Source organism: Anaerobacterium chartisolvens, assembly GCF_003337415.1.
Lineage (GTDB): Bacteria > Bacillota > Clostridia > Acetivibrionales > DSM-27016 > Anaerobacterium > Anaerobacterium chartisolvens.
The window spans coordinates 209784-232238 of record NZ_QPJT01000005.1 but is presented as its reverse complement, the minus strand read 5'-3'; the positions used below and the strand labels follow the sequence as shown (position 1 = coordinate 232238).

20 protein-coding genes and 1 other annotated feature are annotated in these 22455 nt (G+C 41.7%); of the genes, 6 read left to right on the top strand and 14 right to left on the bottom strand.

Annotation, left to right across the window (positions count from 1 at the left end):
- Positions 1-125 precede the first annotated feature (125 nt).
- From mfd to purR, 6 genes are all read right to left on the bottom strand, one after another.
- The gene (gene mfd, locus DFR58_RS06355; protein ID WP_114296967.1) at positions 126-3647 is read right to left on the bottom strand and encodes a transcription-repair coupling factor; all 3522 of its coding nucleotides are present in this window, start codon (positions 3645-3647) and stop codon (positions 126-128) included.
- Positions 3648-3704: 57 nt separating this feature from the next.
- Complete coding sequence (gene pth, locus DFR58_RS06350; protein WP_114296966.1) at positions 3705-4274, bottom strand: aminoacyl-tRNA hydrolase; 570 nt, start codon at positions 4272-4274, stop codon at positions 3705-3707.
- 160 nt (positions 4275-4434) lie between these two features.
- The gene (locus tag DFR58_RS06345; protein WP_114296965.1) at positions 4435-5394 is read right to left on the bottom strand and encodes a ribose-phosphate diphosphokinase; all 960 of its coding nucleotides are present in this window, start codon (positions 5392-5394) and stop codon (positions 4435-4437) included.
- A gap of 62 nt (positions 5395-5456) precedes the next feature.
- The gene (gene glmU, locus DFR58_RS06340; RefSeq protein ID WP_114296964.1) at positions 5457-6839 is read right to left on the bottom strand and encodes a bifunctional UDP-N-acetylglucosamine diphosphorylase/glucosamine-1-phosphate N-acetyltransferase GlmU; all 1383 of its coding nucleotides are present in this window, start codon (positions 6837-6839) and stop codon (positions 5457-5459) included.
- Positions 6840-7255: 416 nt separating this feature from the next.
- Positions 7256-7516 (bottom strand): septation regulator SpoVG, encoded by a 261-nt coding sequence (spoVG, locus tag DFR58_RS06335; protein WP_114296963.1) that lies wholly within the window; start codon positions 7514-7516, stop codon positions 7256-7258.
- Positions 7517-7683: 167 nt separating this feature from the next.
- Positions 7684-8502 carry a pur operon repressor gene (gene purR / locus DFR58_RS06330; RefSeq protein ID WP_114296962.1) on the bottom strand — a complete coding sequence of 273 codons (819 nt, stop codon included), beginning with the start codon at positions 8500-8502 and terminating at the stop codon, positions 7684-7686.
- Positions 8503-8789: 287 nt separating this feature from the next.
- On the opposite strand from purR, the gene murC reads away from it, so the two are divergent.
- Complete coding sequence (gene murC, locus DFR58_RS06325; RefSeq protein WP_114296961.1) at positions 8790-10196, top strand: UDP-N-acetylmuramate--L-alanine ligase; 1407 nt, start codon at positions 8790-8792, stop codon at positions 10194-10196.
- Positions 10197-10328: 132 nt separating this feature from the next.
- Here murC and DFR58_RS06320 read toward each other — a convergent pair whose 3' ends face one another.
- The 3 genes from DFR58_RS06320 to DFR58_RS06310 form a co-directional block, all read right to left on the bottom strand.
- Positions 10329-10688, bottom strand: a complete 360-nt coding sequence (locus DFR58_RS06320; protein ID WP_114296960.1) for a helix-turn-helix domain-containing protein — start codon at positions 10686-10688, stop codon at positions 10329-10331.
- 155 nt (positions 10689-10843) lie between these two features.
- Positions 10844-11671: an endonuclease VIII gene (locus tag DFR58_RS06315; RefSeq protein WP_114296959.1), complete on the bottom strand. Its 828-nt coding sequence runs from the start codon at positions 11669-11671 to the stop codon at positions 10844-10846.
- A 135-nt stretch (positions 11672-11806) separates the two neighbouring features.
- Complete coding sequence (locus DFR58_RS06310; RefSeq protein WP_114296958.1) at positions 11807-14002, bottom strand: glycoside hydrolase family 9 protein; 2196 nt, start codon at positions 14000-14002, stop codon at positions 11807-11809.
- Between the two features lie 396 nt (positions 14003-14398).
- On the opposite strand from DFR58_RS06310, the gene DFR58_RS06305 reads away from it, so the two are divergent.
- Complete coding sequence (locus tag DFR58_RS06305; protein WP_114296957.1) at positions 14399-16003, top strand: hypothetical protein; 1605 nt, start codon at positions 14399-14401, stop codon at positions 16001-16003.
- 7 nt (positions 16004-16010) lie between these two features.
- Here the strand turns inward: DFR58_RS06305 and DFR58_RS06300 are convergent, their stop codons facing one another.
- Positions 16011-16601, bottom strand: coding sequence for a cupin domain-containing protein (locus tag DFR58_RS06300; protein ID WP_114296956.1), 591 nt, complete (start codon positions 16599-16601; stop codon positions 16011-16013).
- A 243-nt stretch (positions 16602-16844) separates the two neighbouring features.
- On the opposite strand from DFR58_RS06300, the gene DFR58_RS06295 reads away from it, so the two are divergent.
- The 4 genes from DFR58_RS06295 to DFR58_RS06280 all read left to right on the top strand — a co-directional run bounded on the left by DFR58_RS06295 (position 16845) and on the right by DFR58_RS06280 (position 19845).
- A complete protein-coding gene (locus tag DFR58_RS06295; protein WP_114296955.1) occupies positions 16845-17213 on the top strand; it encodes a YbaN family protein in 369 nt (122 codons plus the stop codon).
- 74 nt (positions 17214-17287) lie between these two features.
- Positions 17288-17343: a sequence feature (sodium ion sensor (DUF1646 type); this cis-regulatory element may regulate processes involved in with the transportation of sodium ions), on the top strand.
- 84 nt (positions 17344-17427) lie between these two features.
- Entirely contained in the window at positions 17428-17763 is a 336-nt protein-coding gene (locus tag DFR58_RS06290; RefSeq protein ID WP_170138054.1) for an OadG family protein, read from the top strand.
- Between the two features lie 391 nt (positions 17764-18154).
- Positions 18155-18346 (top strand): hypothetical protein, encoded by a 192-nt coding sequence (locus DFR58_RS06285; RefSeq protein WP_114296953.1) that lies wholly within the window; start codon positions 18155-18157, stop codon positions 18344-18346.
- Positions 18347-18477: 131 nt separating this feature from the next.
- Positions 18478-19845: a CCA tRNA nucleotidyltransferase gene (locus tag DFR58_RS06280; RefSeq protein ID WP_114296952.1), complete on the top strand. Its 1368-nt coding sequence runs from the start codon at positions 18478-18480 to the stop codon at positions 19843-19845.
- 13 nt (positions 19846-19858) lie between these two features.
- Here the strand turns inward: DFR58_RS06280 and DFR58_RS06275 are convergent, their stop codons facing one another.
- The 4 genes from DFR58_RS06275 to DFR58_RS06255 all read right to left on the bottom strand — a co-directional run bounded on the left by DFR58_RS06275 (position 19859) and on the right by DFR58_RS06255 (position 22300).
- Entirely contained in the window at positions 19859-20908 is a 1050-nt protein-coding gene (locus DFR58_RS06275) for a DUF3048 domain-containing protein (protein ID WP_114296951.1), read from the bottom strand.
- 130 nt (positions 20909-21038) lie between these two features.
- Positions 21039-21368 (bottom strand): DUF1292 domain-containing protein, encoded by a 330-nt coding sequence (locus tag DFR58_RS06270; RefSeq protein WP_479722727.1) that lies wholly within the window; start codon positions 21366-21368, stop codon positions 21039-21041.
- 181 nt (positions 21369-21549) lie between these two features.
- Positions 21550-21984: a Holliday junction resolvase RuvX gene (ruvX, locus tag DFR58_RS06260; protein WP_114296990.1), complete on the bottom strand. Its 435-nt coding sequence runs from the start codon at positions 21982-21984 to the stop codon at positions 21550-21552.
- Between the two features lie 79 nt (positions 21985-22063).
- On the bottom strand, positions 22064-22300 hold the full coding sequence (locus DFR58_RS06255) for an IreB family regulatory phosphoprotein (protein ID WP_114296989.1): 237 nt from the start codon (positions 22298-22300) through the stop codon (positions 22064-22066).
- Positions 22301-22455 lie beyond the last annotated feature (155 nt).

Here is a 22455-nt window from a genome sequence, read left to right as displayed (position 1 = left end):
AAAATGTCTTTATCCCCTAAAATTCACATACACATTCGGCCCGTTGGTCTCTCGACCGAATATTTTTATAACAGACCGTAAACTTTAACATACAAACCAATTTTAATTATAATTCATTCTGCCTCTTACTTCAATTCAATAATGTCCTGTAACAAAATCTTAATATTGCCTAGAAGATTTTGTCTGTTTATGTCGGATGTTTTAAAAGTAATATAGGGAGTATTACTGGCTGTAAATATCAACCTTCTTTTGTACTTGTCCATCAGCTTTCCCAGTATATCAAGATTTACACAGCCGCTGTTTTTATATTGAAGCAATACCAAGGCTCCCCTCTCCTGTATGGATATAAAGCCGCATACTTTCGCAAGAGCTTTTAGAGAGGCAATTTGGAGGAGGTTTTTTACAGGCTGCGGTATTTCTCCATACCTGTCCATCAGCTCATCCTCTATGTCGATAACATCCTGCTCGTTTGCGATTGACGCTATTTTTTTATACATTTCTATTTTTTGGCTTTCGGTTTTTATATACATATCATCAATATATGCATTTACATTTATATCAATTGATATCTCATCCTCATCCGGCTCGAAAACCTCTCCTTTAAGCTCTCTCACCGCCTCATCCAAAAGTCTGCAGTACATGTCGTAGCCCACCGATTCCATATGCCCGTGCTGCTCCGGCCCCAAAAGATTGCCTGCACCCCTTATTTCCAAATCTCTCATTGCAATTTTAAAGCCCGAGCCGAACTCCGTAAATTCCTTAATCGCCTGAAGTCTCTTCTCCGCTATTTCGCTTAAGACCTTGTCCCGCCTGTATGTAATATACGCGTAAGCCAGCCTGTTGGAACGCCCTACTCTTCCCCTGAGCTGGTATAGCTGCGAAAGTCCCATTCTGTCCGCATCCTCAACAATAATGGTATTTACATTAGGCATATCAAGCCCCGACTCAATTATAGTGGTACATACAAGGATGTCATATTCACCCTTTATAAAGCTGAACATAATATCCTCAAGCTGCCCCTCATCCATTTGCCCGTGTGCCACTGCCACCCTCGCATCGGGAATGAGCTGCTGTATCTCTGCCGCCTTCATCTGTATCGACCTCACGCGGTTATATAAATAAAACACCTGGCCGTTTCTGCCGAGTTCTCTTACAACGGCATCCCTTATAACCTCGGCATTGTGCTCCATTACATACGTCTGTACCGGATAACGCTCCTCCGGCGGATCCTCTATAACGCTTATATCTCTTATTCCCACAAGCGACATATGAAGAGTTCTCGGTATAGGTGTGGCAGTAAGCGTCAAAACATCGACATTGGGCCTTATGTTTTTAAGCCTCTCCTTATGGGATACTCCAAAACGCTGTTCCTCATCCACTACAAGAAGTCCGAGATCCTTAAACTGTATATCCTTTTGAAGCAGCCTGTGAGTGCCTATCAATATATCTATATTTCCCGATTTTACGCCCTTTAATATCTGTTTTTGCTCAGGCCGGGTGCGGAACCGCGACACTACATCCACCGATACCGGAAAGTCCTTTATCCTTTCCTTGAAATTGTTATATTGCTGCTGGGCGAGCACTGTAGTAGGCACAAGGTATGCCACCTGCTTTCCGTCCATAACGGCTTTAAACACAGCTCTTATAGCCACCTCTGTTTTACCGTAGCCCACATCTCCGCAAAGCAACCTGTCCATGGGTCTTTCAGACTCCATGTCCTCCTTTATTTCCTCAATACATTTTAATTGATCTCCCGTTTCCTCGTATGGAAACAGCTCTTCAAGCTGATTCTGCCATATTGTGTCCTTAGAAAAGGCAAAGCCCTTGAGAGACTGCCTCTGCGCATACAGCTTAACCAGTTCCCCTGCAAGCTCCCTTAAGGATTCCTTAACCCTGCTTTTTGCCTTGCTCCACTCAAGACCTCCCAGCTTGTTCATTTTAGGAGTTTTGCCGTCCGAGCCTATATATTTTTGTATCAGGTCAAGCTGGTTGGTGGGAATATAGAGATATCCTCCCTCCTGATATCTTATTTTAAGATAGTCCTTTTTAATGTTCTCTACGGTAAGCTTTTCTATTCCTACGTATTGCCCTATTCCGTGGGCCTGATGAACTACAAAATCCCCCACAGACAGGTCTGTAAACATTTTTATTTTACTTCCCTGTTTTTTTGCAGATGTTTTCCGAAGCTTTTTGTCATGTGAAAACACCTCTTTGTCACTTACCACCGCAAGACCTATTGAAGGATATTCAAAGCCCTTGTTTAAATTTCCCTTTGTCACAATAGCCTGCCCTTGAACCAATTCATAATCACTATCATCTACATAAGGCGCTTCAATTCCTTTTTCGGAAAGTGCCAAAGACAGCCTTTCTCCCCGTGGCCTGAGCCCCGACAGTATTATAATTCTGCTTTTGCCCTTCATCCAGTTCTTTATATCATCCATAAGCAAATCGGTATGTCCCGAATACATGCTTACCGACTTTGAAGGAATGCTGAAGCTTACCGCCGGTTTAAGCCTGTCGCCCTGAGCTGGAAGAGTATTTAAGGTTACCGCATTCCCGTTTTCTATACGGTCTATAATATCCTCAGGTTCAAAAAACACCTCACAGCTCTTTGGCAGTATATAGCCTTTTTCCATCAAGGCCTTACAGCCCTCATAATGCTCCAGGGCAATATTATTAAGCCTCTGGCCAAGTCTTTCAGGCTGGTCTGCAAAAATCATGCCGCAGCCGCCGCTGCGGGCATAGTCAAGCAAATTTGCAGGCTCGCTTATAATATAAGGTATATATTTATCCATACCGGGGAAATAATAATTGCTCCTGAAAGCCTCAATTCCTGAATTGATTTTTCCTTTTATCTGCTTTATATAGTCAGAGCTGCCCATTACTTCAGGCTTTTTGATATGCCGGGACAAATCTGCTTCTATTTGCTTTATAATTTGTTCCTTGTCCTCAGGCCTGTACATTGCTTCCTTTGCGGGAATAATCCTGACAATGCTCAGGTTATTGACAGACCTCTGGGAGGCCACATCAAAGCTTCTGACAGAGTCCACCTCGTCATCGAAAAGCTCTATTCGGGAAGCATATTCATTGTTAACCGCAAATATATCTATTATGCCTCCCCTTATGGAGAATTGCCCCTTTCCCTCAACCGACACAACTCTTTCATACCCCATAGCCACAAGCCTTGCCGGCAATGCCGATAAATTCACTTTATCTCCTTGGCCTATTTTAATTACATTTGCCAAAAAATCTTTGACGGGTGAAAGCTTATGGGCAGCAGCCTCTGCGGAAGTGACTATGATACTGTAATCTCCCGATAATATCCTGTCAAGCATTGTAAGTCTTTGAAAAATTTCATCATAGCTTTTGGCCTCAACATCATGCAATATTATTTCCTTATTGGGAAAAAGCACTGCCTCATTGCCCATAAAAAAAGAAAAATCCTCATGCATTTTTCTGGCCTGCATTTCGTTATAGGTAATAAACAGTCCCTTAACTCCTCCATGCCTGCACAGGGCATGACAAATATGGGCCTTCTGGGAATCAGCCGGCCCCGTAACATTAATTGGGAATGAACAATTTTTAATTGATTTAAGGATGTCTTTGTACTCCTGCATTTCGAGAAGCGGATTTATAAGACTATTCATAGCAATCCTTTCATAAGCTGTAGCTGTCATATTAAATATGGCATATTTAATATGTAATTATTTATTATATTTACTCATAGTCGTTTCAATTCCTCCGCTGATAATTGAAGAAACAGCCTCCACAGCCAAATCAATACTTGTATTTACTGCCCTTCTTTCATCCTCCTTAAACCGGGAAAGGACGTAGTCCGCCAAATCCCAGCCTTCCGGGGGCCGGCCTATTCCGATCCTTATACGCGGGAAATTTTCCGACTGTATGTGGTACAATATCGACCTCATTCCATTATGAGTGCCTGCACTTCCTTTTGACCGTATTCTAAGCTTTCCAGTATCTAAATCAATGTCGTCATATATTATTATAACATCACTTAAGGGGACCTTGTACCAATCTGCTATATCTCTTACACTTTCGCCGCTTAAGTTCATAAAGGTCTGAGGCTTTGCCAGAATAACCCTTTGTCCGTCTATGCTTCCTTCTCCTATAAGCGCCTTAAATTTCAGCTTCGATATTTTTATGCAATGCCTTGCCCCTAGCAGGTCAAGCGTGTCAAAGCCCACGTTATGCCTTGTATTGTCATATTTTTTTCCGGGATTACCCAATCCCACAACTATAAAAAGCCTATCCAAAAAATCCACTCCTCCAATTGCTTTTACGCGACATTAAGGCCCCTTGCTAAAGAGGCCTTACCTTTAAAAATTACCAACCTGTCCTCACTGTCCTCACTGTTCTCACTGTCAGAAACCAATTAGAGAACATTTACCCATCACGGCATACGCAATGGTGCGGCTATCTCTGTGTAAACAATGTGCTTATTGACATATCCCCGTATATTCTCTCTATTGCCTCTGCAAATATACCTGCCACAGACAGAGACTTTATTTTTGAAAGCTGCCTGCCTTGAGGCAGAGGAATAGTGTTTAGGGTAATAAGCTCTTTCATGGGAGATCCCTCTATCCTGTCCAATGCAGGACCGGACAGCACACCGTGGGTGCAGCAGGCATATATTTCCTTAGCCCCTATTTCAGAAAGAGCGTTAACAGCATTTACTATTGTGCCTCCCGTATCAATAAGATCATCTACAAGTATAACCCTCTTATCCTTAACATCACCTATAATATTCATAATCTCGCATACATTTGCTTTCGGCCTTCTTTTGTCAATAATGGCAAGAGGAGTTTCTAAACGCTCCGCCACCTTTCTGGATCGCGTAACACTTCCTACGTCAGGGGAAACAACCACCACATCGTCAAAGGTTTTAAACTTTTGCTTGAAGTATTCAGCCAGCAGCGGCATTCCTACAAGATGATCAAGCGGTATGTCAAAGAAGCCCTGAAGCTGAGGTGCATGTAAATCCATTGTCAAAACCCTGTCTGCCCCCGCCACTGTGATGAGGTTTGCAATGAGCTTGGCGGAGATTGGATCTCTTGCCTTTGCCTTTCTATCCTGTCTGGCATACCCAAAATACGGCATAACAGCAGTGATTCTTCCTGCTGAAGCCCTTTTCAATGCATCTATCATAACCAGAAGCTCTATAAGATTGTCATTTACAGGGCAACAGGTGGACTGGATAATAAACACATCCGACCCTCTAACCACTTCTCCTATATTAACCTGTACCTCTCCGTCGCTGAACTTTCCCACTGTCGCCATCCCTACCGGCAGACCTATTTTTTCAGCAATTTCCTCTGCCAGGCCTCTATTGGAATTTCCAGCAAAAATCTTAATATCTTTTCCGTGTAAATTCATTTCTCTTCCTCTTCTCTATTAATACAGCTTATTCCTTAAACTATAGTTTTCAGTCCCAGATACTATTTACCATCTCTTTTCATATCCTTTTCCTTAACCCAGTTTTCCTTTACTATCTGTCTTGATCTTGCTATGGCAAGAGAGTTTTGTGGAACCTCGTCAGTAATTGTAGAGCCGGCGGCTATATACGCATTTTCCTTAACGGTGACCGGTGCTATCAGATTTACATTGCAGCCTATAAAGCTGTTGTCCCCCACAACAACCCGGCACTTCTTCCTTCCATCATAATTTACAAAAACAACTCCGCACCCCAAATTTACATTTTTTCCGACTTCCGCGTCTCCCACATATGTAAGGTGTGATATTTTAGTTCCGTCCCCTATTGAAGATTTTTTGACCTCAACAAAATCTCCTATTTTTACATTCCTTCCGACATGGCTTCCCGGCCTGACATACGCAAAAGGCCCCACATGAGCTTTCTCTCCTACAAAGCTTTCAATGACTACAGATTTATTGATTTCCGCACCATCTGCAACCTGTGCCGAAACCAGCCTGCTGTCGGGCCCTATAATGCAATCCTCTCCTATAACCGTTTTTCCCTCTATTATTGAACCGGGGTATATTACCGTATCCATGCCTATCTCTGCGTCATCTCCTATAAATGTGGATGCCGGATCAATTATAGTGACCCCTTCTAGCATGTGCCTCTCTAAAATTTTTCTCCTGCAGATCTCAGAAGCACGCGACAACTGAAGCCTGTCATTTATTCCGAGAATTTCATCGGAATCCTCGGCCCTTAACGCTCCTACCTTAAGATTATTTTTTATAAGAATTTCCAGCGTATCGGTAAGGTAATACTCACCCTGACTGTTTGCGTTGTTTATTTTTTTAAGCGCCTCCATAAGGCAGGATATAGTAAAGCAATAAATTCCCGAATTTATTTCCCTTATATTTTTTTCCTCTTCAGAGGCATCCTTATGCTCGACAATTTTTTGTACATTTCCCTGCCCGTCTCTTACAACCCTTCCGTAGCCGTCAGGGCAATCCAGCAGAGCAGTGATAACGGTAGCCGAATTTGAGTTTTCCTCATGGTACCTTACTGTACGTAAAATAGTCTCCGAAGTTATAAGAGGAGTATCCCCGTTTAGTATAATAACACAGCCTTCCTTACCTTTGAGCTGCTCCTCCGCCTGCATTACAGCATGCCCTGTGCCCAGCCTCTCAGCCTGAGTCACATATTCCACCCTGTCCCCCAAGCATTCCATCACCTGATCCGCGCGGTGCCCCACAACCACTACTTGCTTGTCAACTCCCGCTTTTGCGGCTGCTTGACTTACCCATTCAATAATGGGCTTATTCAAAATCCGATGTGAAACCTTGGAGTTTTTTGACTTCATTCTTTTTCCTTCACCCGCAGCAAGTATTACTGCTATTAGGTGTTTCATACTGCCAGTCCCCCCAATACGACTATATAAAATATATATGGAAAACATCCTTAGCTGTTACACTATATTCATAGCAGCCTGTTTTACGGATATATTTTCTCACTTTTTATAAAAAGTTTCAACTTTTTATTTATATATGCAGCGATAAAGATTTTACATGGAGGATATAACTTGATGTAAGAAATTTTTTTGACCCGTAAGGAATACATCTAAGAAAAGCGCCTGATGACATACCCGTGAGACATTTCCCGCAAGGCGTCTTTTCGTTGTAGTTAAAAATTTCTGTAAGCAATTATATCCTCTATGTTTGTAAAATCTTTATCGCGTCCTATATAGCGATTGTTGTTTTCCTTCTTATTTCCATATAGATTTTATCAAGAAAAAAGACACCCTCATCAAGTGTCCTTTTATATCTATTATTCATTTGCGGTAGACTCATATTTTTCAAAAATTGCTTTTTGAATTTTTTCTCTGGCGGCAGCGTTTATAGGATGTGCTATGTCTTTAAACTCACCATCTGGGGTTTTCCTGCTTGGCATCGCAACGAACAGCCCGTTTTGACTTTCTATAACCTTTATGTCATGGATTACAAATTCATTGTCAAATGTTACAGAAACAACGGCCTTCATCTTTCCCTCTACATCAATTTTCCTTATGCGTACGTCTGTAATCTCCATAAGCTGTTACCACCTTCCGTTATATTTGTATATATTAAATATAAATATTCGCTATAAAATAAAATTTTCCTTCTTTACGGGCAATAAAATTTGTATACTTTTTATAAAATCTACTAAAAATTTTATATAATATTCATCTTTTCATATCATATCTTAATTGCAATTTTTTATACCCAGGATATACTGGGCTTTATATCAATCAAATCCTTGGCTTCATTTACCTCATTAAGCGTAAGAAGGGAAAAATAATTGTCCACCAATTTTTTTTGAGGCCGGGCAGTCTCAATCAGCACTCCTATGCCTGCCACTTCACAATCAAACTCCTTTGCAAGCTCCAAAATTCCTTTTGCAGTGCCCCCGCCCTTCATAAAGTCATCTATAAACAGCAGTCTGGATTTTCTTCTTAATGCCTTTAACGATAGCACCATTGTCTGAATCTTTTTTGAAGATCCCGATACATAATTGATATTTACAGACGAGCCGTCGGTTGCTTCATTATAATGCCTTACAATCACCAAAGGAACATTTAAATGCTTTGCAGTCTCAAAAGCCAGAGGTATCCCCTTTGTCTCAACGGTGACCACATAATCCACACCTTGCGAAAAAAAATGTCCTGCAAATATGCGTGCTATTTTACTTATTCTTTCAGGATCACAAATAATGTCGAGCATATAAATATAGTCTCCCGGCAATATTCTTTCACTTTTTGACAGCTCTCCGCAAAGAGAATGCAGCACCTCATGAACCCTGCCTCTTCCCAGAAAGGGCATAAGCCTGACTCCTCCTGCCGCACCGGGTATGGTTTCTATATTTCCCAGCTCAAATCTCTTAAGAGTATTTCCTGCAATATCTATGTCTTCACTTATTGTAGACTTTGCAGATCCGAACATTTCAGCAAAATATCCAAGCGTGAATATTTTCCCGGGTGAATCGCACAATATTTTAATTAACGCCGAAACGCGTTCATTTCTTTGGAGTTTATCCATCCTCATACCTCAGATTAATTCAATTTTAAATATATATATTATACTATATATACAGTACAAAGTGTAAAATATAATAAAAAATGTTCATGCCTTAAATAGTTATATAAATACTAATATTTGGATACTACTAATAATATAATAATTGTATATTTTATATTTTAAGAACTTTTTCTTTTATATAAAATGGTGTATCATATCATATGTAGTGCATAGAGATGCGGGGGCCTTATTTACTGTGCTTTTGTTTCCCGCACAGTTTGATGCACTGATGAAGGAGTGTTTATACTTTGACATATTTTAACTTGTTTGAGTCGGACGTAAAAAAAATACACTTTATAGGAATAGGCGGAAGCAGCATGAGCGGTCTGGCAGAGATCGTCATAAATTTGGGCTATAAAGTATCGGGTTCCGATATAAAAGCCTCTGATGCAACCCAGAAGCTTGAAAAGCTTGGTGCAAGAATACATATATACCACAACGAGGATAACATTGAGGACCCTGATCTGGTTGTATATACCGTTGCGGTGAAGGAAAACAACCCTGAGCTGTGCAAGGCAAGTGCGCTTGGCATTCCCACAATAGACAGGGCCGCTCTGCTTGGGCAGCTTATGAAGAAATATCCGTTCAGCGTCTCCATATCAGGCACACACGGCAAGACTACGACAACCTCAATGGCTGCCATGATTATGCTGGAAGCGGCTTTAAATCCTACCGTGCATATAGGAGGGGAGCTCGCAAGCATAGGCGGTAATACGCGCATAGGAAGCGGCAAGTACTTTTTAACAGAGGCCTGTGAATACTACGGAAGCTTTTTAAAGTTTAATCCGTTTATAGCGGTTGTGCTGAATATAGAGCTGGATCATGTTGATTATTTTAAGAACATAGATCATGTCAAGGATACCTTTCTGCGCTTCGCTTCTCTTGTTCCCCCGGAGGGCTATGTAATAGGCTGTGCGGATGATTCAAATATCCGCTGGCTGCTGGACGGCGTTTGCTGCAATAAAATTACTTACGGCATAGAGAACCAGAATGCCGATTGGACAGCAAAGGAAATTACCTTCGACCAGAGGGGATGCGCCTCCTTTATAGTGTTTAAAAACAAGGAGCGTATGGGAAGCATAGATCTTAATGTGCCGGGAATACACAATGTAAGCAACTCCCTTGCGGCAATATGTGCGTGCTATACCCTTGGCTGCGGCATGGAAGCCATAAGGGAGGGTCTGTTTAAGTTTAACGGCACACACAGGCGCTTTGAGCTAAAGGGCAGCTATAACGATATAAAGGTGATAGACGACTATGCACACCACCCGTCGGAGGTAAAGGCCACCTTAAATGCCGCACGAAACGCAAGCCGGCGGAAGGTGTGGTGTGTCTTCCAGCCTCATACCTATACCAGAACCAAATTCCTTCTCGATGACTTTGCAGCCGCCTTCTCGGATGCGGATACCGTAATTGTATCCGATATTTATGCCGCAAGGGAGGCCGACACGGGAGAAATCCATGCTTCGGTGCTTGCAGACAGAATAAAATTCTCGGGAAAGGATGCGTTATATCTTGACAGCTTTGATGCCATAGCCGAATATCTTGAAGAAAATGTGTCTTCGGGGGATCTGGTGATTACAATGGGCGCAGGGGATATATACAAGGCGGGAGAATTGTTTTTAAAAAAGCTGACGGAAAGGATAGAGGTCTGAAATAAGGGCCTCTTTCTTAAATTATACTTTAAACAATCTTAATTTGGTTCAGCAAATCTTTAGGATTTACGGTATTGTCATATTTATATTCCTTAGAGAATATCCCTCGTATATAAATAGCATTTTATCAGTTCAATTATTGCTCTTAATACCTTTAAATATTTTTACAAGTTTTCCAAGCATTTCATTAGTATATTCCAATTTATCAATATCACATCCGGCTAAGACAGATAGTGCCATGTAGGATATATCTGATTCAGCTTTTCCTTTATCTTCGGCATTACCGAATACAAGATAGTCTATGGAAATTTTCATCAACAATGATATTTTAACAATTGTACCAAGTGAAGGTTTTTGAAACGCATTTTCTATTTTTGAGTAAGAGCTGTAAGATATGCCCAACATTTCACATACTTGTTCTTGGGTAAATCCAAGCTCTTTCCTCCTCTTCTTTATCCTGCTGCTCATTTCTTTATATTGAGACTTATCCATAATTCACCTCTTATAAAGATTGTAAAAAAGATTCCCTTGCTTTACTATTCGTTAAAGCAGTATACTCAAGCATGGAAAAAGACTTGAGAGACATGCTTTTAAACACGTCTGCACAATTAGACAGAAAACTTCAGGCACTGCGTCATAAGCTTGGCCTATAGCCTCTGGCAGCCCTCACAGAAATATATGCTCCCTCCCATATAGCTTGCCTTGCGGATAGTGCTGCCGCATACACCGCAGGGCTTGTCCACAGTGTTTTTGCACAGCCTTGTCCTGTACCCCCCATAGCAGCCAAAGAGATCCCTTTCGGTGTCCCGTCCCCCTTCAAAGACCATCTGCGAAAGGGTGGACTTTATAGAGTTAAACAGGCTGTCTATGTCCCTATTGTCAAGTGTGCTCACCTTCCTCTTGGGATGAATACCACAATTGTAAAGAATGTCCTGCAGCACGCCGTTTCCTAAGCCGGGAATCCTCTGCTCTGTAGCAAGAAAAGCCTTTGCACTGAGCTTTTGCATATCCAGCAGGGATATGAGGGAATCATAATATGCCCTGTCAAATTGAGGCGTTATGGGAGAAGGCTTTTCTTTTGCCACCTTATAGTAGGGGTTGTCCAGCTCCCCCTCCTTAAAGCACCATATGCCTCCATACATCTGCACTGAAGCACTGACAGCCGAGAAATCCTCAAACTCTATAAGAAGCTGGTGCTTTTGAGGATGCCTGTCTCCCTGTGCATGATACCTTAGCCCCACACCGTCCCCGACAAGTATTACGGCTCCACCGGCTTTAATCTCTACCATTCCCCCGAAGCCTTCCGCTCTTTCTACAGTTTTTCCCGAAAGCAGCCCGTGGTAGCCCTCCGGCTCTCCGAAAAACCAAGCGAATTTATGGGGAGATTGAGCGGCGGTTACATTCATAATTGTTTTTCCCAATATTGTGGAATTTATCTGTCCGGCAATAGTAAAAGCCTCCGGCAGCTCAAGCATCGGAACACCTCCTAAGCAGACCCACGGGGCTTGGCCTCACCTAAGCCCCGCCCCTGCTGCTTTTATTTCCATATTATCTTTATGATACTATAAAAAAGATGTTTTTAAAATACCTTTAAATAATATCGGATTATTTTACATCCTGTGAGGAAGCGAATCAATTATATTCATAAGGTAGCTTTTCAAAATAGCATAGTCTATGGAGTTTACCTGTCCGTCGGCGTTGACATCAGCCGCCTGCATATTTGTATTTTGGGCAGGCTCTCCTATCAACACTCTCTTTAGTAATGCAAAGTCTATAGAATTAACATTTCCGTCATCATTCAAATCTCCGTAGATAAACTCCGGCTCTCCCAAAGGAGGTTCCTTACCCCATAGAAGAACACCGTCATCATATATGGGTATGTACGGAGTCATTCCCGCAAAGGATATGGCATCATAGTCAGGAGAGCCCGTTAAACCCTGATACGACCAGTCATTTGTGTTTGAGCCAATGTCGCTGCGCTTATATTTTATTGATACGGTGGCATCCTTTTCACACATTTGCCATTCAGCCGGCAAAATCTGTGTGCCTGAAAAATCCACCGTAAAATAGTAAATATTGTCCTTGTACCGCTTCAGTCCGTAAAGCTTTGCTCCCTCGTTCTGCCCAAGTGTTATTTCCACATCCTCCAGACCATACCCTGCCTCAAACAGCTCGGACAGATCCATGTAATAACGGGCAGAAAGCTTGTCCTTCATTACAGCGGGGTGAGCCGAACGGTTGTTAATCTGAAGCATCAGGTTCAAGGCTCCATAACCCTCATACATTATCCAGCCACGCACGAAATATTCATTCAGGTTGTCCTCGGGAGCTCTGAAATCCTCAGGCTGAGGCCAATTTTGAAGGGGCTCTCCCCCGTATATATCATACATTTTGGCTAAAGCACCTACAAATCCCGCATTATAATCAGTCGCCACCTCGTTTAAGGTGTAGTCGGAGATATCATCCTTCCAGCCGTCGTCCGAGCCCGGACCTCCAACCAACGCCCCGTAAAGTATATTGCGGTGGAACAGGGGTACCGACAGCATACTTGTCCATGAACCGTGGGCAGTCCTGTGATGCGGATGAACAGGCGAATTTTCGCCGAAGCCCACCACATAGCTTCCTCCCCTTGGGTTATCTCCAAGGGCATAATTTATCTGCCTTTCGGCGAAATTGTGATAGGTCTCTTTTTTAGAGGCAGTCCCTACCGTTTTGTCGTCAGACCATACAAATGCTAAAAATGCCGCCGTAGACGCATAGCGCAGAGATCCCCATTGTGAAAGCCATGCCAGACCTCCGGGAGTATACTTCATACTTCCACCAGGCATCCATATGTCTAGGTTTTTTTCAACCATAGCGGCATAACTGCTGTCGTGGGTAGCCTGAGCTATCTTAAGTGCCGCACCGTAGCTCACATCATCCCAGCAATGTGTGTGTCCCCCGCCTAGAGAGGTAACCGGCAAGGCCGACTTAGCCTTGTCAAGGTAATATGTATTCTCTGTTTTTATATAAAGCCAGATAGCTCCCCACGCCAGATCATCCATATACCCTCCCGAAGGATATAAGCTTCCCAGAGGGTTTTTACCTCTATATGTATCGGCAAAGCTGAAAAGCTGCTTTGCATGAGTTAAACAGGTATTGGCATATTCAGGATCGGTAGGCTCAAATATAATGGATGCAATGGCTAATGCTGCGGCAGTCTGTCCTGCCACATCTGACCCCGGTGTGGACGGGTCTACCTTGAAGGATTTCCTGTCAGTCACATAGTCAAGCATTTCATGGGTTACCCATACCGAATGATCCGATTCCTCGTAGCCGCACATATAGTACAATAGATTAGGACTTGGATGTGCCTTTATGAAAAAATCCGTAGCCCATTTGATTTCATCAAGAATATTGTCCAATTGCCCCGACTTTTCAAATGCCCTGCGATACTCATACACCGCCCATCCCAACTGGCCTGCGGCATAGGACATGGGATGAGTGAACTTAATTCCGTCTCCTGCATCTGCCCAGCCCCCCGTCAAATCAAGACCCACGTCCTGTCCGTCTGTCATGGCGGCATCTCCACGGTAAGGCAGAATGTAATCGTCAGGCAAGTCGCCGAGACGGTTGGCCTTGTAGAAAAGAATTGCTTTTTGCATGGCTTCCCCATAGCTGTAGTAAGACCCGCCTATACGCGGTGAAGCAGCTCCCTGTACCGTTGGCCCGGGAGCAAGCAAAGGCAGTAATAAGGAAATTACAAGCAGCATGACAATCGGCCTCAGCCACTTTTTGCATGATGCTTTGCCCTTTGTTTTTTCCATCGTTAATCTTCCCCCTTATAAAATTATATTTATATAAAAGACATTGAAGCCAGTATTTTTAATAATATTGGAGCTTTACAAGGCCAATTGGTTTATTGGGAAATGCGAATTGTTTAGTGTTGTTTATGTTGGGAGCATTGCTTCTAGACTATAATAGGCTTTAATGTAAAAAAATTAATAGAATTACTTTTTATTATATAATTATATTATTAATTTGTATAGTAGGAGAACTATGGTTTTAAAAAAAGTCGTATTTTTGTGCTTCTATTCCGGCAGTTTTTATTATATTTTGAAAATATATTGCGAACATTTTAATTTTAGGCTAATATAATTCTTATAATTTACCATTCATTAAAATTTAAATCTTCCATTTAAAAACAATTGGGGGGTTAATATATGTTGTATTTAGATATAAAATTAGAGCAGCCTCAAGAAATGTTTTGTGAGGAAGCATTATTGGCCACCGTATCATTTTGGCTAAAACGCCGGTATGACATGATTTTCTCCCGGTTTTGGAGTTTTGGGCTGTTGCCCGCAGCTCCGAATAATTCGTCAGCCATTTTTGACAGAATATTTATAGAAGATAACGACTATGCTTCCCTCTTAGAACAATATCACGGTATACAGCTAACCTTTATGGGAATAGAGGGAGTTGAAGATATTATAGGCATAGCATACCGCGAGCTTAAAAAGGGCTTTCCTATTGCAGTAAACTTTAATAACAAATATTACCCCTGGACTCCTGAGAACACAAAAGGGGAGAGCCTTTATTATCCCTGTCTCGTCACCGGAATAAGCGATGACAATGAAGGCATATATTGCATAGACATACATGATTTCAAAAAGCCTGCTATAATACCAAAGGATGTATTCATAAAAGCCTATAAGGACTGTGTAACCTTTTCAATAGTAGATGATGAAAAGAATGATATAGACTGGCGCGCTGTAATTAAGAGCAATACAAGCTCTCTGCTTGAAAATAATTCCTTCGAGTCCATAAGGGAGTTTTCAAAACTCATTGCCAATCCTGACAATTATGCTTTGGAAATCAGCGGCAACGGTAATCTTGGTGAAAAAATAAAATATACATACCACAGCCGGTATTTTTTCTCCCACTTTTTTACTTATTTAATTAATTACCATAACGCTCATGTACTTTCAGAGTGCAGGGATCGTTTTATTTTCCTTTCCAACCAGTGGCTGTCACTGTGGGGACTGGTTACCGCAACAGTTTATCGGCAGAAATTAAATGGTGCGATGGATGTTACTTCACAAGGCAGCTTTATCCGTAAACTTGAAACAGCTTCGGCCAAGCTTTGCAATATTGCCGACATAGAACAAAGCCTTTGTGATGATTTGATAAAGATAATTGAAGGCAGGTCTGTATCCTCCCAGGTAGCAGATTCTTCCGCAAATATAACTGCTCAGACGGACGGGCTTCAGGAATACAGGTTTGTAGATATTTCCGGGTTTCTTAATAATGAGGGGTTTTACAGTGATATAGGCGAGTATACCGAGGCGAGCCTGACATCTACAGGACAGGTTTTTTTGACGCATGGACTCCCTTCGGATGACATATGGAATTTTCAAGGCATGAGATTTAAGTTTCCGCAGCCGGTTGACAACAAAACCGACAATATCTCCTGCGCGGGCCAAAAAATCAATTTAGAAAATGGTTGCTTTTCTTGTATTATGCTTATGGGCTGTGCAGAGTGGGGACACTACTCTGAATTATTGGAAATCCGTTATTTGGATGGAACTGTTTCTCACGTTCCTCTGGAATTTACAGACTGGACCTACCCCGAATCTCATTTTGGTGAGATCGTGGTCTGGGAAGGAATGTGCGCGGAAAAAGACAGAGATGGCGTGTTGAGAAGCAGTATGCTTAAAGGGCATTTGTACGCCAGAGCTTTGAATTTGAACCCAATCCGGCAGTTAGATTATATCCGGCTGCCGGACTGCAGCAATATTCATTTATTTGCAATTACACTTGCAAAGTAAATATCTTCTAGTGCGTGTGACTTTCCTCAGCGGCCTCTGCAATTGCTTTGGTCGCATGAACCGTGCCTTTCGGATGCTGGGGCGGTGCATAAATAGAGTATAATTTAAGCGGCCTGTAGCCTGTGTTGATAAGGTTATGCCATTTACCGGCAGGTATGATGAATGCAAAGTCATCATAGACCTTCTCCTGAAAATCCGGCTTATCCTTTGTATCACCCATTACAACAAGCCCCTGGCCCTCTTCAATGCGTATAAACTGGTCAAGTCCGGGGTGAACCTCGAACCCTATGTCCTCCCCGACATTGATGCTCATTAAGGTAACCTGCAAATGGCTTCCTGTCCATAAGGCCGTGCGGAAGGTATTATTTTGCAAGGTGGCCTCTTCAATGTTGATTGCGAAAGGCTGCGGGCCATAATCCTTCAATTTGATTGTACTTCCGTCCTTTTCCTTACCTGTAAAGGGAATATACTGATTAGGATACTGCTTAAATAAATTTGAGCTATACATTGGTGCAGTCCCGGAGTAAGGAAAGGGATTATAAGCATTATACACCGGCGTGTTTATGTAATATGGATATGTATTATACATGTTATACATATTTCTCAATCCTTTCATGTGCTTATAGCATTATTGTATGCTCTATGCCGAAAGGCTGTGATTTGATTAGCACAATAAGCGCTGCGAAAAGATGAGAGACAAAGACCAGGGGCCTCTTCATCTCCTTATTACAAAACTTATCCGATATATTCTCTGTTTTTATAGCTGTTTATGTAAAAAATTGATATAATAGGTGTATAAAAAATGCTAAGGATTATAACAATATCGGAGGTATAAAGCCTTTTGAAAAAAATTATATATGTTTTAATCGGTATCCTCTCATTGGCACTTGGCTTACTGGGCGCCATACTGCCCGGGCTTCCCACAACTCCTTTTCTCCTGCTTACGCTATATTGCTTCACCAGAGGCTCCGAAAGAATGAATCACTGGTTTAAGGGAACACGGATATATAAAAAATATTTATATGGATATGAAAGGGATAGATCCTTGCCGATACAGCAAAAGCTGGTCGTGCAGCTTGTTGCCAGCTCTGCAATTGCAGCTTCTTTTATTGTGATTGACAACCTTATAATACGCATCCTTCTTGCAGGTGCTTTTGTGACACATCATTACGTTTTTTTATTTGTAATAAAAACACGAAAACAGAATTAAAATAGTCTTTCGTTTTGCTTGCCAAAAATTAAAAATTATGATATACTGGCTGCAATTGAACAGGGTTGATTTACGGTTGGGCGAGTTTGGTATTCGTTTTCAAGATTTCAGTCTTCTGGGGTGGGAAGCTCATTATTTATGAGGCTTTTCGCCCTTTTTATATGCCTTTAAAGCATAAACCATGGAAAAAATTTTTTATGAAAGGGTGGTGTCCATGTCTATAGCTCAAAGTATAGGACTGTCTTTGTTCTGCATTTCATTGGTGTTTTTTGTACTTATATGCCTGTTTTTCTTAATAAAGCTGCTGTCGGTAATTCTAAGCAGTGCAAGGCATAATAAAAGCCAGCCGGCTCTTATACAGGCGGAAGCTTCAGCTCCGGCTGCTAAAGAGCTTGAGGAGGACAATCGCGGTGTTTCGGCAGGAGAGCTTAAGCTTATTAACGTAGATGAAAAAACTGCTGCTATGATCATGGCTATTGTAAGCCATGAATCAGGCATTCCTCTATCTCAGCTTTCTTTTAAATCAATAAGGGCTTTAGAGGAGTCTTAAAGAGGCGTTCTCGTTATGAGGTCCTCTACCTGAATAAACCTGCTTCGAAGCACAATGCGGGTGCAAGTCCTCAGTACCTTGTTTCTCGCATTTGTTTCGCAGCGGCTTTTTATTTGTGAAGCTTTTATGATATCAGCCTTTATACAACAAATCTATTATTCATTCCCATTCTTTTAGCCGATTCAAGAATTCCCGATATTTTGTCGCATGTTTCTTTATCAAAAAGATTTATTTCTATGGCAAACGCACTTTATGTTTATCCTGTAATTTTTTATGTCCGTAAAAATGTACATGGTAATTTAAACGACGAATTAACATATACTTAATATGCATCTAATGCATATGGCTTAAATTCTGTAATACAGGCCACAATAAAAAGGAGCGTATAATAATGTATAAATTTACATGTCTTCGTTGCTACAATTGTAACTCGGTCATAATAAATCTTCCTGAAAGTGAGGTTGAAAAGCTGAACGGCCTTACCTTTCAGTGCGAATGCTGTGATTATCTGAATCTTCTCAGTAATTCACGCTTTATAGAAGCTGCGAAAGAGAATTTGAAAAGCATATGCAGCTTTTCTTAGCCTTCCCTTTTCGCCTGAACATTTACATCTTAAGAGTTGATACATATTTTACTTACTGCCGCACTATATAGTATAATTATTATTAAAAAAGCTACAATAAATAATTATATTATACGTGGTGAAATAAGTATATGGATAATGCTGCCGGTTCAAAACTGAAAATTCACATTCCCCCTCTTCCGCTTCGCGCAATTGAAGCCTTAAACTCAGAAGGCTTTGAAGCGTACGCTGTGGGGGGGTGTGTAAGGGACAGCCTGATAGGCATAAGCCCTAATGATTGGGACATAGCGACAGGCGCAGAGCCGGAGCAGGTTAAAAAGCTTTTCAAAAGAACTGTAGACACGGGTCTTAAGCATGGCACGGTAACTGTTTTGCTGGATAATGAGAGCTTTGAAATTACAACCTTCAGGATAGACGGCGAGTACCGGGACAACAGAAAGCCTGAGGAGGTACGCTTTACCCGCTCACTTAAGGAGGATCTTTCAAGAAGGGATTTCACCGCAAACGCAATAGCCTATCACCCGTTTCACGGCCTAATAGACCCCTTTGGCGGTGTCTCTGACATACAGAAAAGGATTATTCGCGCCGTAGGAAATGCAGAAAAAAGGTTTAATGAGGATGCTTTGAGGATTCTGAGGGCCGTGCGTTTTTCTGCGCAGCTTGGCTTCGAAATAGATAAAAAGACCTTGGAAGGCATAAAAGCCACGTCCTTTCTGCTATCTAACATAAGCAGCGAAAGGATCAGGGATGAGCTTACCCGGTTGCTGCTGTCGAATAACCCTATGAAATTCAGCCTGCTTAACGACACGGGAATTCTCTCTCACGTGCTTCCCGAGCTTGAACCATGCTTTGCAACCGACCAGAGGCATCCTTATCATATTTACAATGTAGCTCTGCATTCTCTGACAGCTGTAAAGAATATTGAAGCCACTCCCGTTCTCAGGTGGACAATGCTTTTGCATGATACCGGCAAGCCTCATACAAAAACCACAGACAAAAAAGGCACCGACCACTTTTACGGACACCATCATAAGAGCACTGAAATAGCGAATGCAGTGCTTAAAAGGCTGAAATTTGACAACAAAACTATAGACACCGTATGCAGGCTGGTTAAGAACCATGACAGGCAAATAGAACCCCAACCCACAGCCGTAAGAAGAGCCGTATGCAGCATAGGCGAGGATATATTTGAGCTGCTTCTGAAAGTCAGAGCAGCCGATATTAAGGCTCAAAACCCCGCCTTCCTGCCCGACAGGCTTGAAAAGCTGGGCAAAATAAGGAACATATATATGGAAATCAAAGCCATGGGGCAGTGCTTAAGCACCAGAGAGCTTTCCATAAACGGGGATGACCTTATAGCATCAGGTTTTCGTCAGGGTAAGGAAATAGGAGGGATATTAAAAAATCTTCTGAAAGAAGTAGTAAATAACCCCGAGCTTAATCAGAGAGAAACTCTTCTGGAAATGGCACTTAAAGCACAGCGCCGCAAACCCCGATGACAACAATTTAAACCTATTCTATGACTGCATTATTGCCCTTAGGCACAATCTGAATCCATGTCTGCCCAGGATTCAATAAAACAGGCTTTCCCTCCATATCCATATACTCTGTTTTTGAGCTTCTTGATTTCTTTGACCATGTTATTTCCATCATTTTTCCGCAGGATATAAACAGCCCTCTTCCGCTTCCTATGTTGGAAAGCTCCTGCCTGTCCTCTCTGTCCCCGCTGATTCTTTTATTTGCGACATACTGAATAATGATGTTCTTTGCCGTTAGCTGAGTATTGTCTGCTCTTTCCATATGAGGCTTTCCCTGCCTGAATCTGGAATATTTTTTAGAGGAGGAATCATACTCATAGCTGCATACATACCCTCCCGAATATTTTATTTTAATCTTCTCGGCCTTTTCACCGGTACCCGGCTCTACGTCCGACGCATTATAAGAAAATATAAGCTTTTTATCGGTGCTCACGGGATATTTAAGCCTTCCCACACACTCATCAAGATTTTTTGCAGAGGTATAAGAATCCTGCCAGTTATTTTTGTCCTTAGTCAGATCCCAGAATGCCTCTCCCCCCTTGCCTACTCCGTTAATATTGTTGATTTTAAGCTTTGAAATGTCCGATTTGGCAAGAGGACTCCATCCAAAATGCACGTATATTGCGTCATGCTCCATAACATAGTCCAGAAAATAATGCCTTGAGCTCCTGACCGGGCCTATTAATTCACCATCGGCGTTCCAGAATATAGGCATAAGCCTTGTTACTCCGCCCTCTGCTATCATCTCATATACTATCTGTGCCTTTTTTATTCCGCCCTGAGGTAAAGGCTTGCTCCCTTCATTATCTATCATTACCGCATACGGCCTTTTACCTTCAACAGGCATAATAAATGCATCCTCTTGGGCTGGCTCTTCTTCAATTCCCGTGTCCTCCGCAGGTATAAAGGTCTGCTCTGAGGTGGAGTCCTGCTCGGCTATTATTTCCTTTGCGTCATTGCTGCAGGCAGAAAGCATTATAAGCAGCAAAAAAAGGGCGGCAAGCATAAGTCCGATTTTCTTCATATGTATTACCCCTCCAGAAATGAGTTATAGATTATGATTCTACAAATATTTATCAATACCTTTTAAAATTAAAATCTTTTTATAGATATGAAGATGATGAATAAAAAAACCGGCATGGCAGCCGGTTTTTTTATTCATCATCTTCAAATTCGTATTCATCTTCCATTCTAAGCTTGAATTCCTCAAACACCGCATTGAGCTCCTCTTCATTCTCTACACTCACAAAGGAGTCCTCTCCGTCTTCCCCATGCTCTATTTTAAGAATAACAACCTCTTCCTCTTCCATATCCTCGTCTTCATTCTCAGAAAGAGGTATTAATATTACATATTCGCTTTCATTAATTTCAATGGTATCCAGATGCTCAAACTCTGCTTCGTCACCATTGTCATCCACCAGTATAACTATATCATCCCGTTCTTCAGCCATCGTATACTCCTCCTGTTCTAAAACATCAATCATTTGGATTCCAACCCATTATAACATATAAAATTACCATTTCCCATATTATTTCAACAAATTTCAAAATGTAATTTAAAATTTGCTTTGGGTACAATAATACTATTGCTAACACCTTCTGAAGCTGCCCCGTGGGCAACCCAAGCTTAGGTTTTGTAATATAAGCTTTTTTATTCAAAGGCGCTTATAAATTCTTTAAGCTGTCAAGATACCCTTGCAGTATATAAACAGCCGCAATCTGATCAACCAGCTTTTTCTTCCTGGAGGTTTTCACTCCAAGCTCATGCATGGTTCTGTTTGCCGCAACCGTAGTGAGCCTCTCGTCCCATTTGATAATTTCAATCCCATTTTCCTCATTATTAATTTTTCTGTCTAAAAGCTCTATAAATTCAAGTGTCTTCTCTCCCCTTGGCCCTATGGTTCCATTCATGTTCTTAGGGAATCCCACAACAATTCTCCCGGCAGAATAGCCCTGCGCCAGCTCGTATATTCTCTGCAACGCTTTAGAGGTACTGCCGTTCAGATTAATAGTCTCCACAGCCTGAGCAATCCAGCCCATAGGATCACTTACCGAAACGCCTATCCTGCTGTCACCATAATCAATTCCCATTATTCTCATACTATTTGCGCTTTCTGTGCACAGCACAGCCCTTCCCATAATATAAAGCCCTGCATTTTTAATAATACAGGGCCAAAGGCTATTTCTTATCCTCCAGATACCACTTTAATATTTCCTCAAGCAGCTCATCCCTCTCAAGCCGCCTTATTACACTTCTTGCGTTCTGATGACTGGTTATATATGTAGGATCACCCGACAGAATATATCCCACTATCTGGCTTATGGGATTGTACCCCTTCTCCTTCAAGGCTTGGTAAACAGTCATTACTACCTCTCTTGCCTCGCTATCCTTATCCTTTTCCACCTTAAACATCATTGTCTCGTTAATATCAGCCACATCAACCACTCTCCCAACTACAGCATAGACTATATCTCACTCAAAACGACCATTTGTAAAATATAAAGTGAAATCATCTATATTTATATAGTAATACAACGGAGTAATTTATGCAAGACATATAAGCTTAGGAT

What these genes read in the sequence shown, in the direction of transcription:
- mfd (WP_114296967.1), bottom strand. Translation starts at nt 3,647, where the DNA reads ATGAATAGTCTTATAAATCCGCTTCTCGAAATGCAGGAGTACAAAGAC.
- DFR58_RS06345 (WP_114296965.1), bottom strand. Translation starts at nt 5,394, where the DNA reads ATGAATTTACACGGAAAAGATATTAAGATTTTTGCTGGAAATTCCAAT.
- glmU (WP_114296964.1), bottom strand. Translation starts at nt 6,839, where the DNA reads ATGAAACACCTAATAGCAGTAATACTTGCTGCGGGTGAAGGAAAAAGA.
- spoVG (WP_114296963.1), bottom strand. Translation starts at nt 7,516, where the DNA reads ATGGAGATTACAGACGTACGCATAAGGAAAATTGATGTAGAGGGAAAG.
- purR (WP_114296962.1), bottom strand. Translation starts at nt 8,502, where the DNA reads ATGGATAAACTCCAAAGAAATGAACGCGTTTCGGCGTTAATTAAAATA.
- DFR58_RS06320 (WP_114296960.1), bottom strand. Translation starts at nt 10,688, where the DNA reads ATGGATAAGTCTCAATATAAAGAAATGAGCAGCAGGATAAAGAAGAGG.
- DFR58_RS06315 (WP_114296959.1), bottom strand. Translation starts at nt 11,671, where the DNA reads ATGCTTGAGCTGCCGGAGGCTTTTACTATTGCCGGACAGATAAATTCC.
- DFR58_RS06310 (WP_114296958.1), bottom strand. Translation starts at nt 14,002, where the DNA reads ATGGAAAAAACAAAGGGCAAAGCATCATGCAAAAAGTGGCTGAGGCCG.
- DFR58_RS06305 (WP_114296957.1), top strand. Translation starts at nt 14,399, where the DNA reads ATGTTGTATTTAGATATAAAATTAGAGCAGCCTCAAGAAATGTTTTGT.
- DFR58_RS06300 (WP_114296956.1), bottom strand. Translation starts at nt 16,601, where the DNA reads ATGTATAACATGTATAATACATATCCATATTACATAAACACGCCGGTG.
- DFR58_RS06290 (WP_170138054.1), top strand. Translation starts at nt 17,428, where the DNA reads ATGTCTATAGCTCAAAGTATAGGACTGTCTTTGTTCTGCATTTCATTG.
- DFR58_RS06285 (WP_114296953.1), top strand. Translation starts at nt 18,155, where the DNA reads ATGTATAAATTTACATGTCTTCGTTGCTACAATTGTAACTCGGTCATA.
- DFR58_RS06280 (WP_114296952.1), top strand. Translation starts at nt 18,478, where the DNA reads ATGGATAATGCTGCCGGTTCAAAACTGAAAATTCACATTCCCCCTCTT.
- DFR58_RS06275 (WP_114296951.1), bottom strand. Translation starts at nt 20,908, where the DNA reads ATGAAGAAAATCGGACTTATGCTTGCCGCCCTTTTTTTGCTGCTTATA.
- DFR58_RS06270 (WP_479722727.1), bottom strand. Translation starts at nt 21,368, where the DNA reads ATGATTGATGTTTTAGAACAGGAGGAGTATACGATGGCTGAAGAACGG.
- ruvX (WP_114296990.1), bottom strand. Translation starts at nt 21,984, where the DNA reads ATGAGAATAATGGGAATTGATTATGGTGACAGCAGGATAGGCGTTTCG.
- DFR58_RS06255 (WP_114296989.1), bottom strand. Translation starts at nt 22,300, where the DNA reads ATGATGTTTAAGGTGGAAAAGGATAAGGATAGCGAGGCAAGAGAGGTA.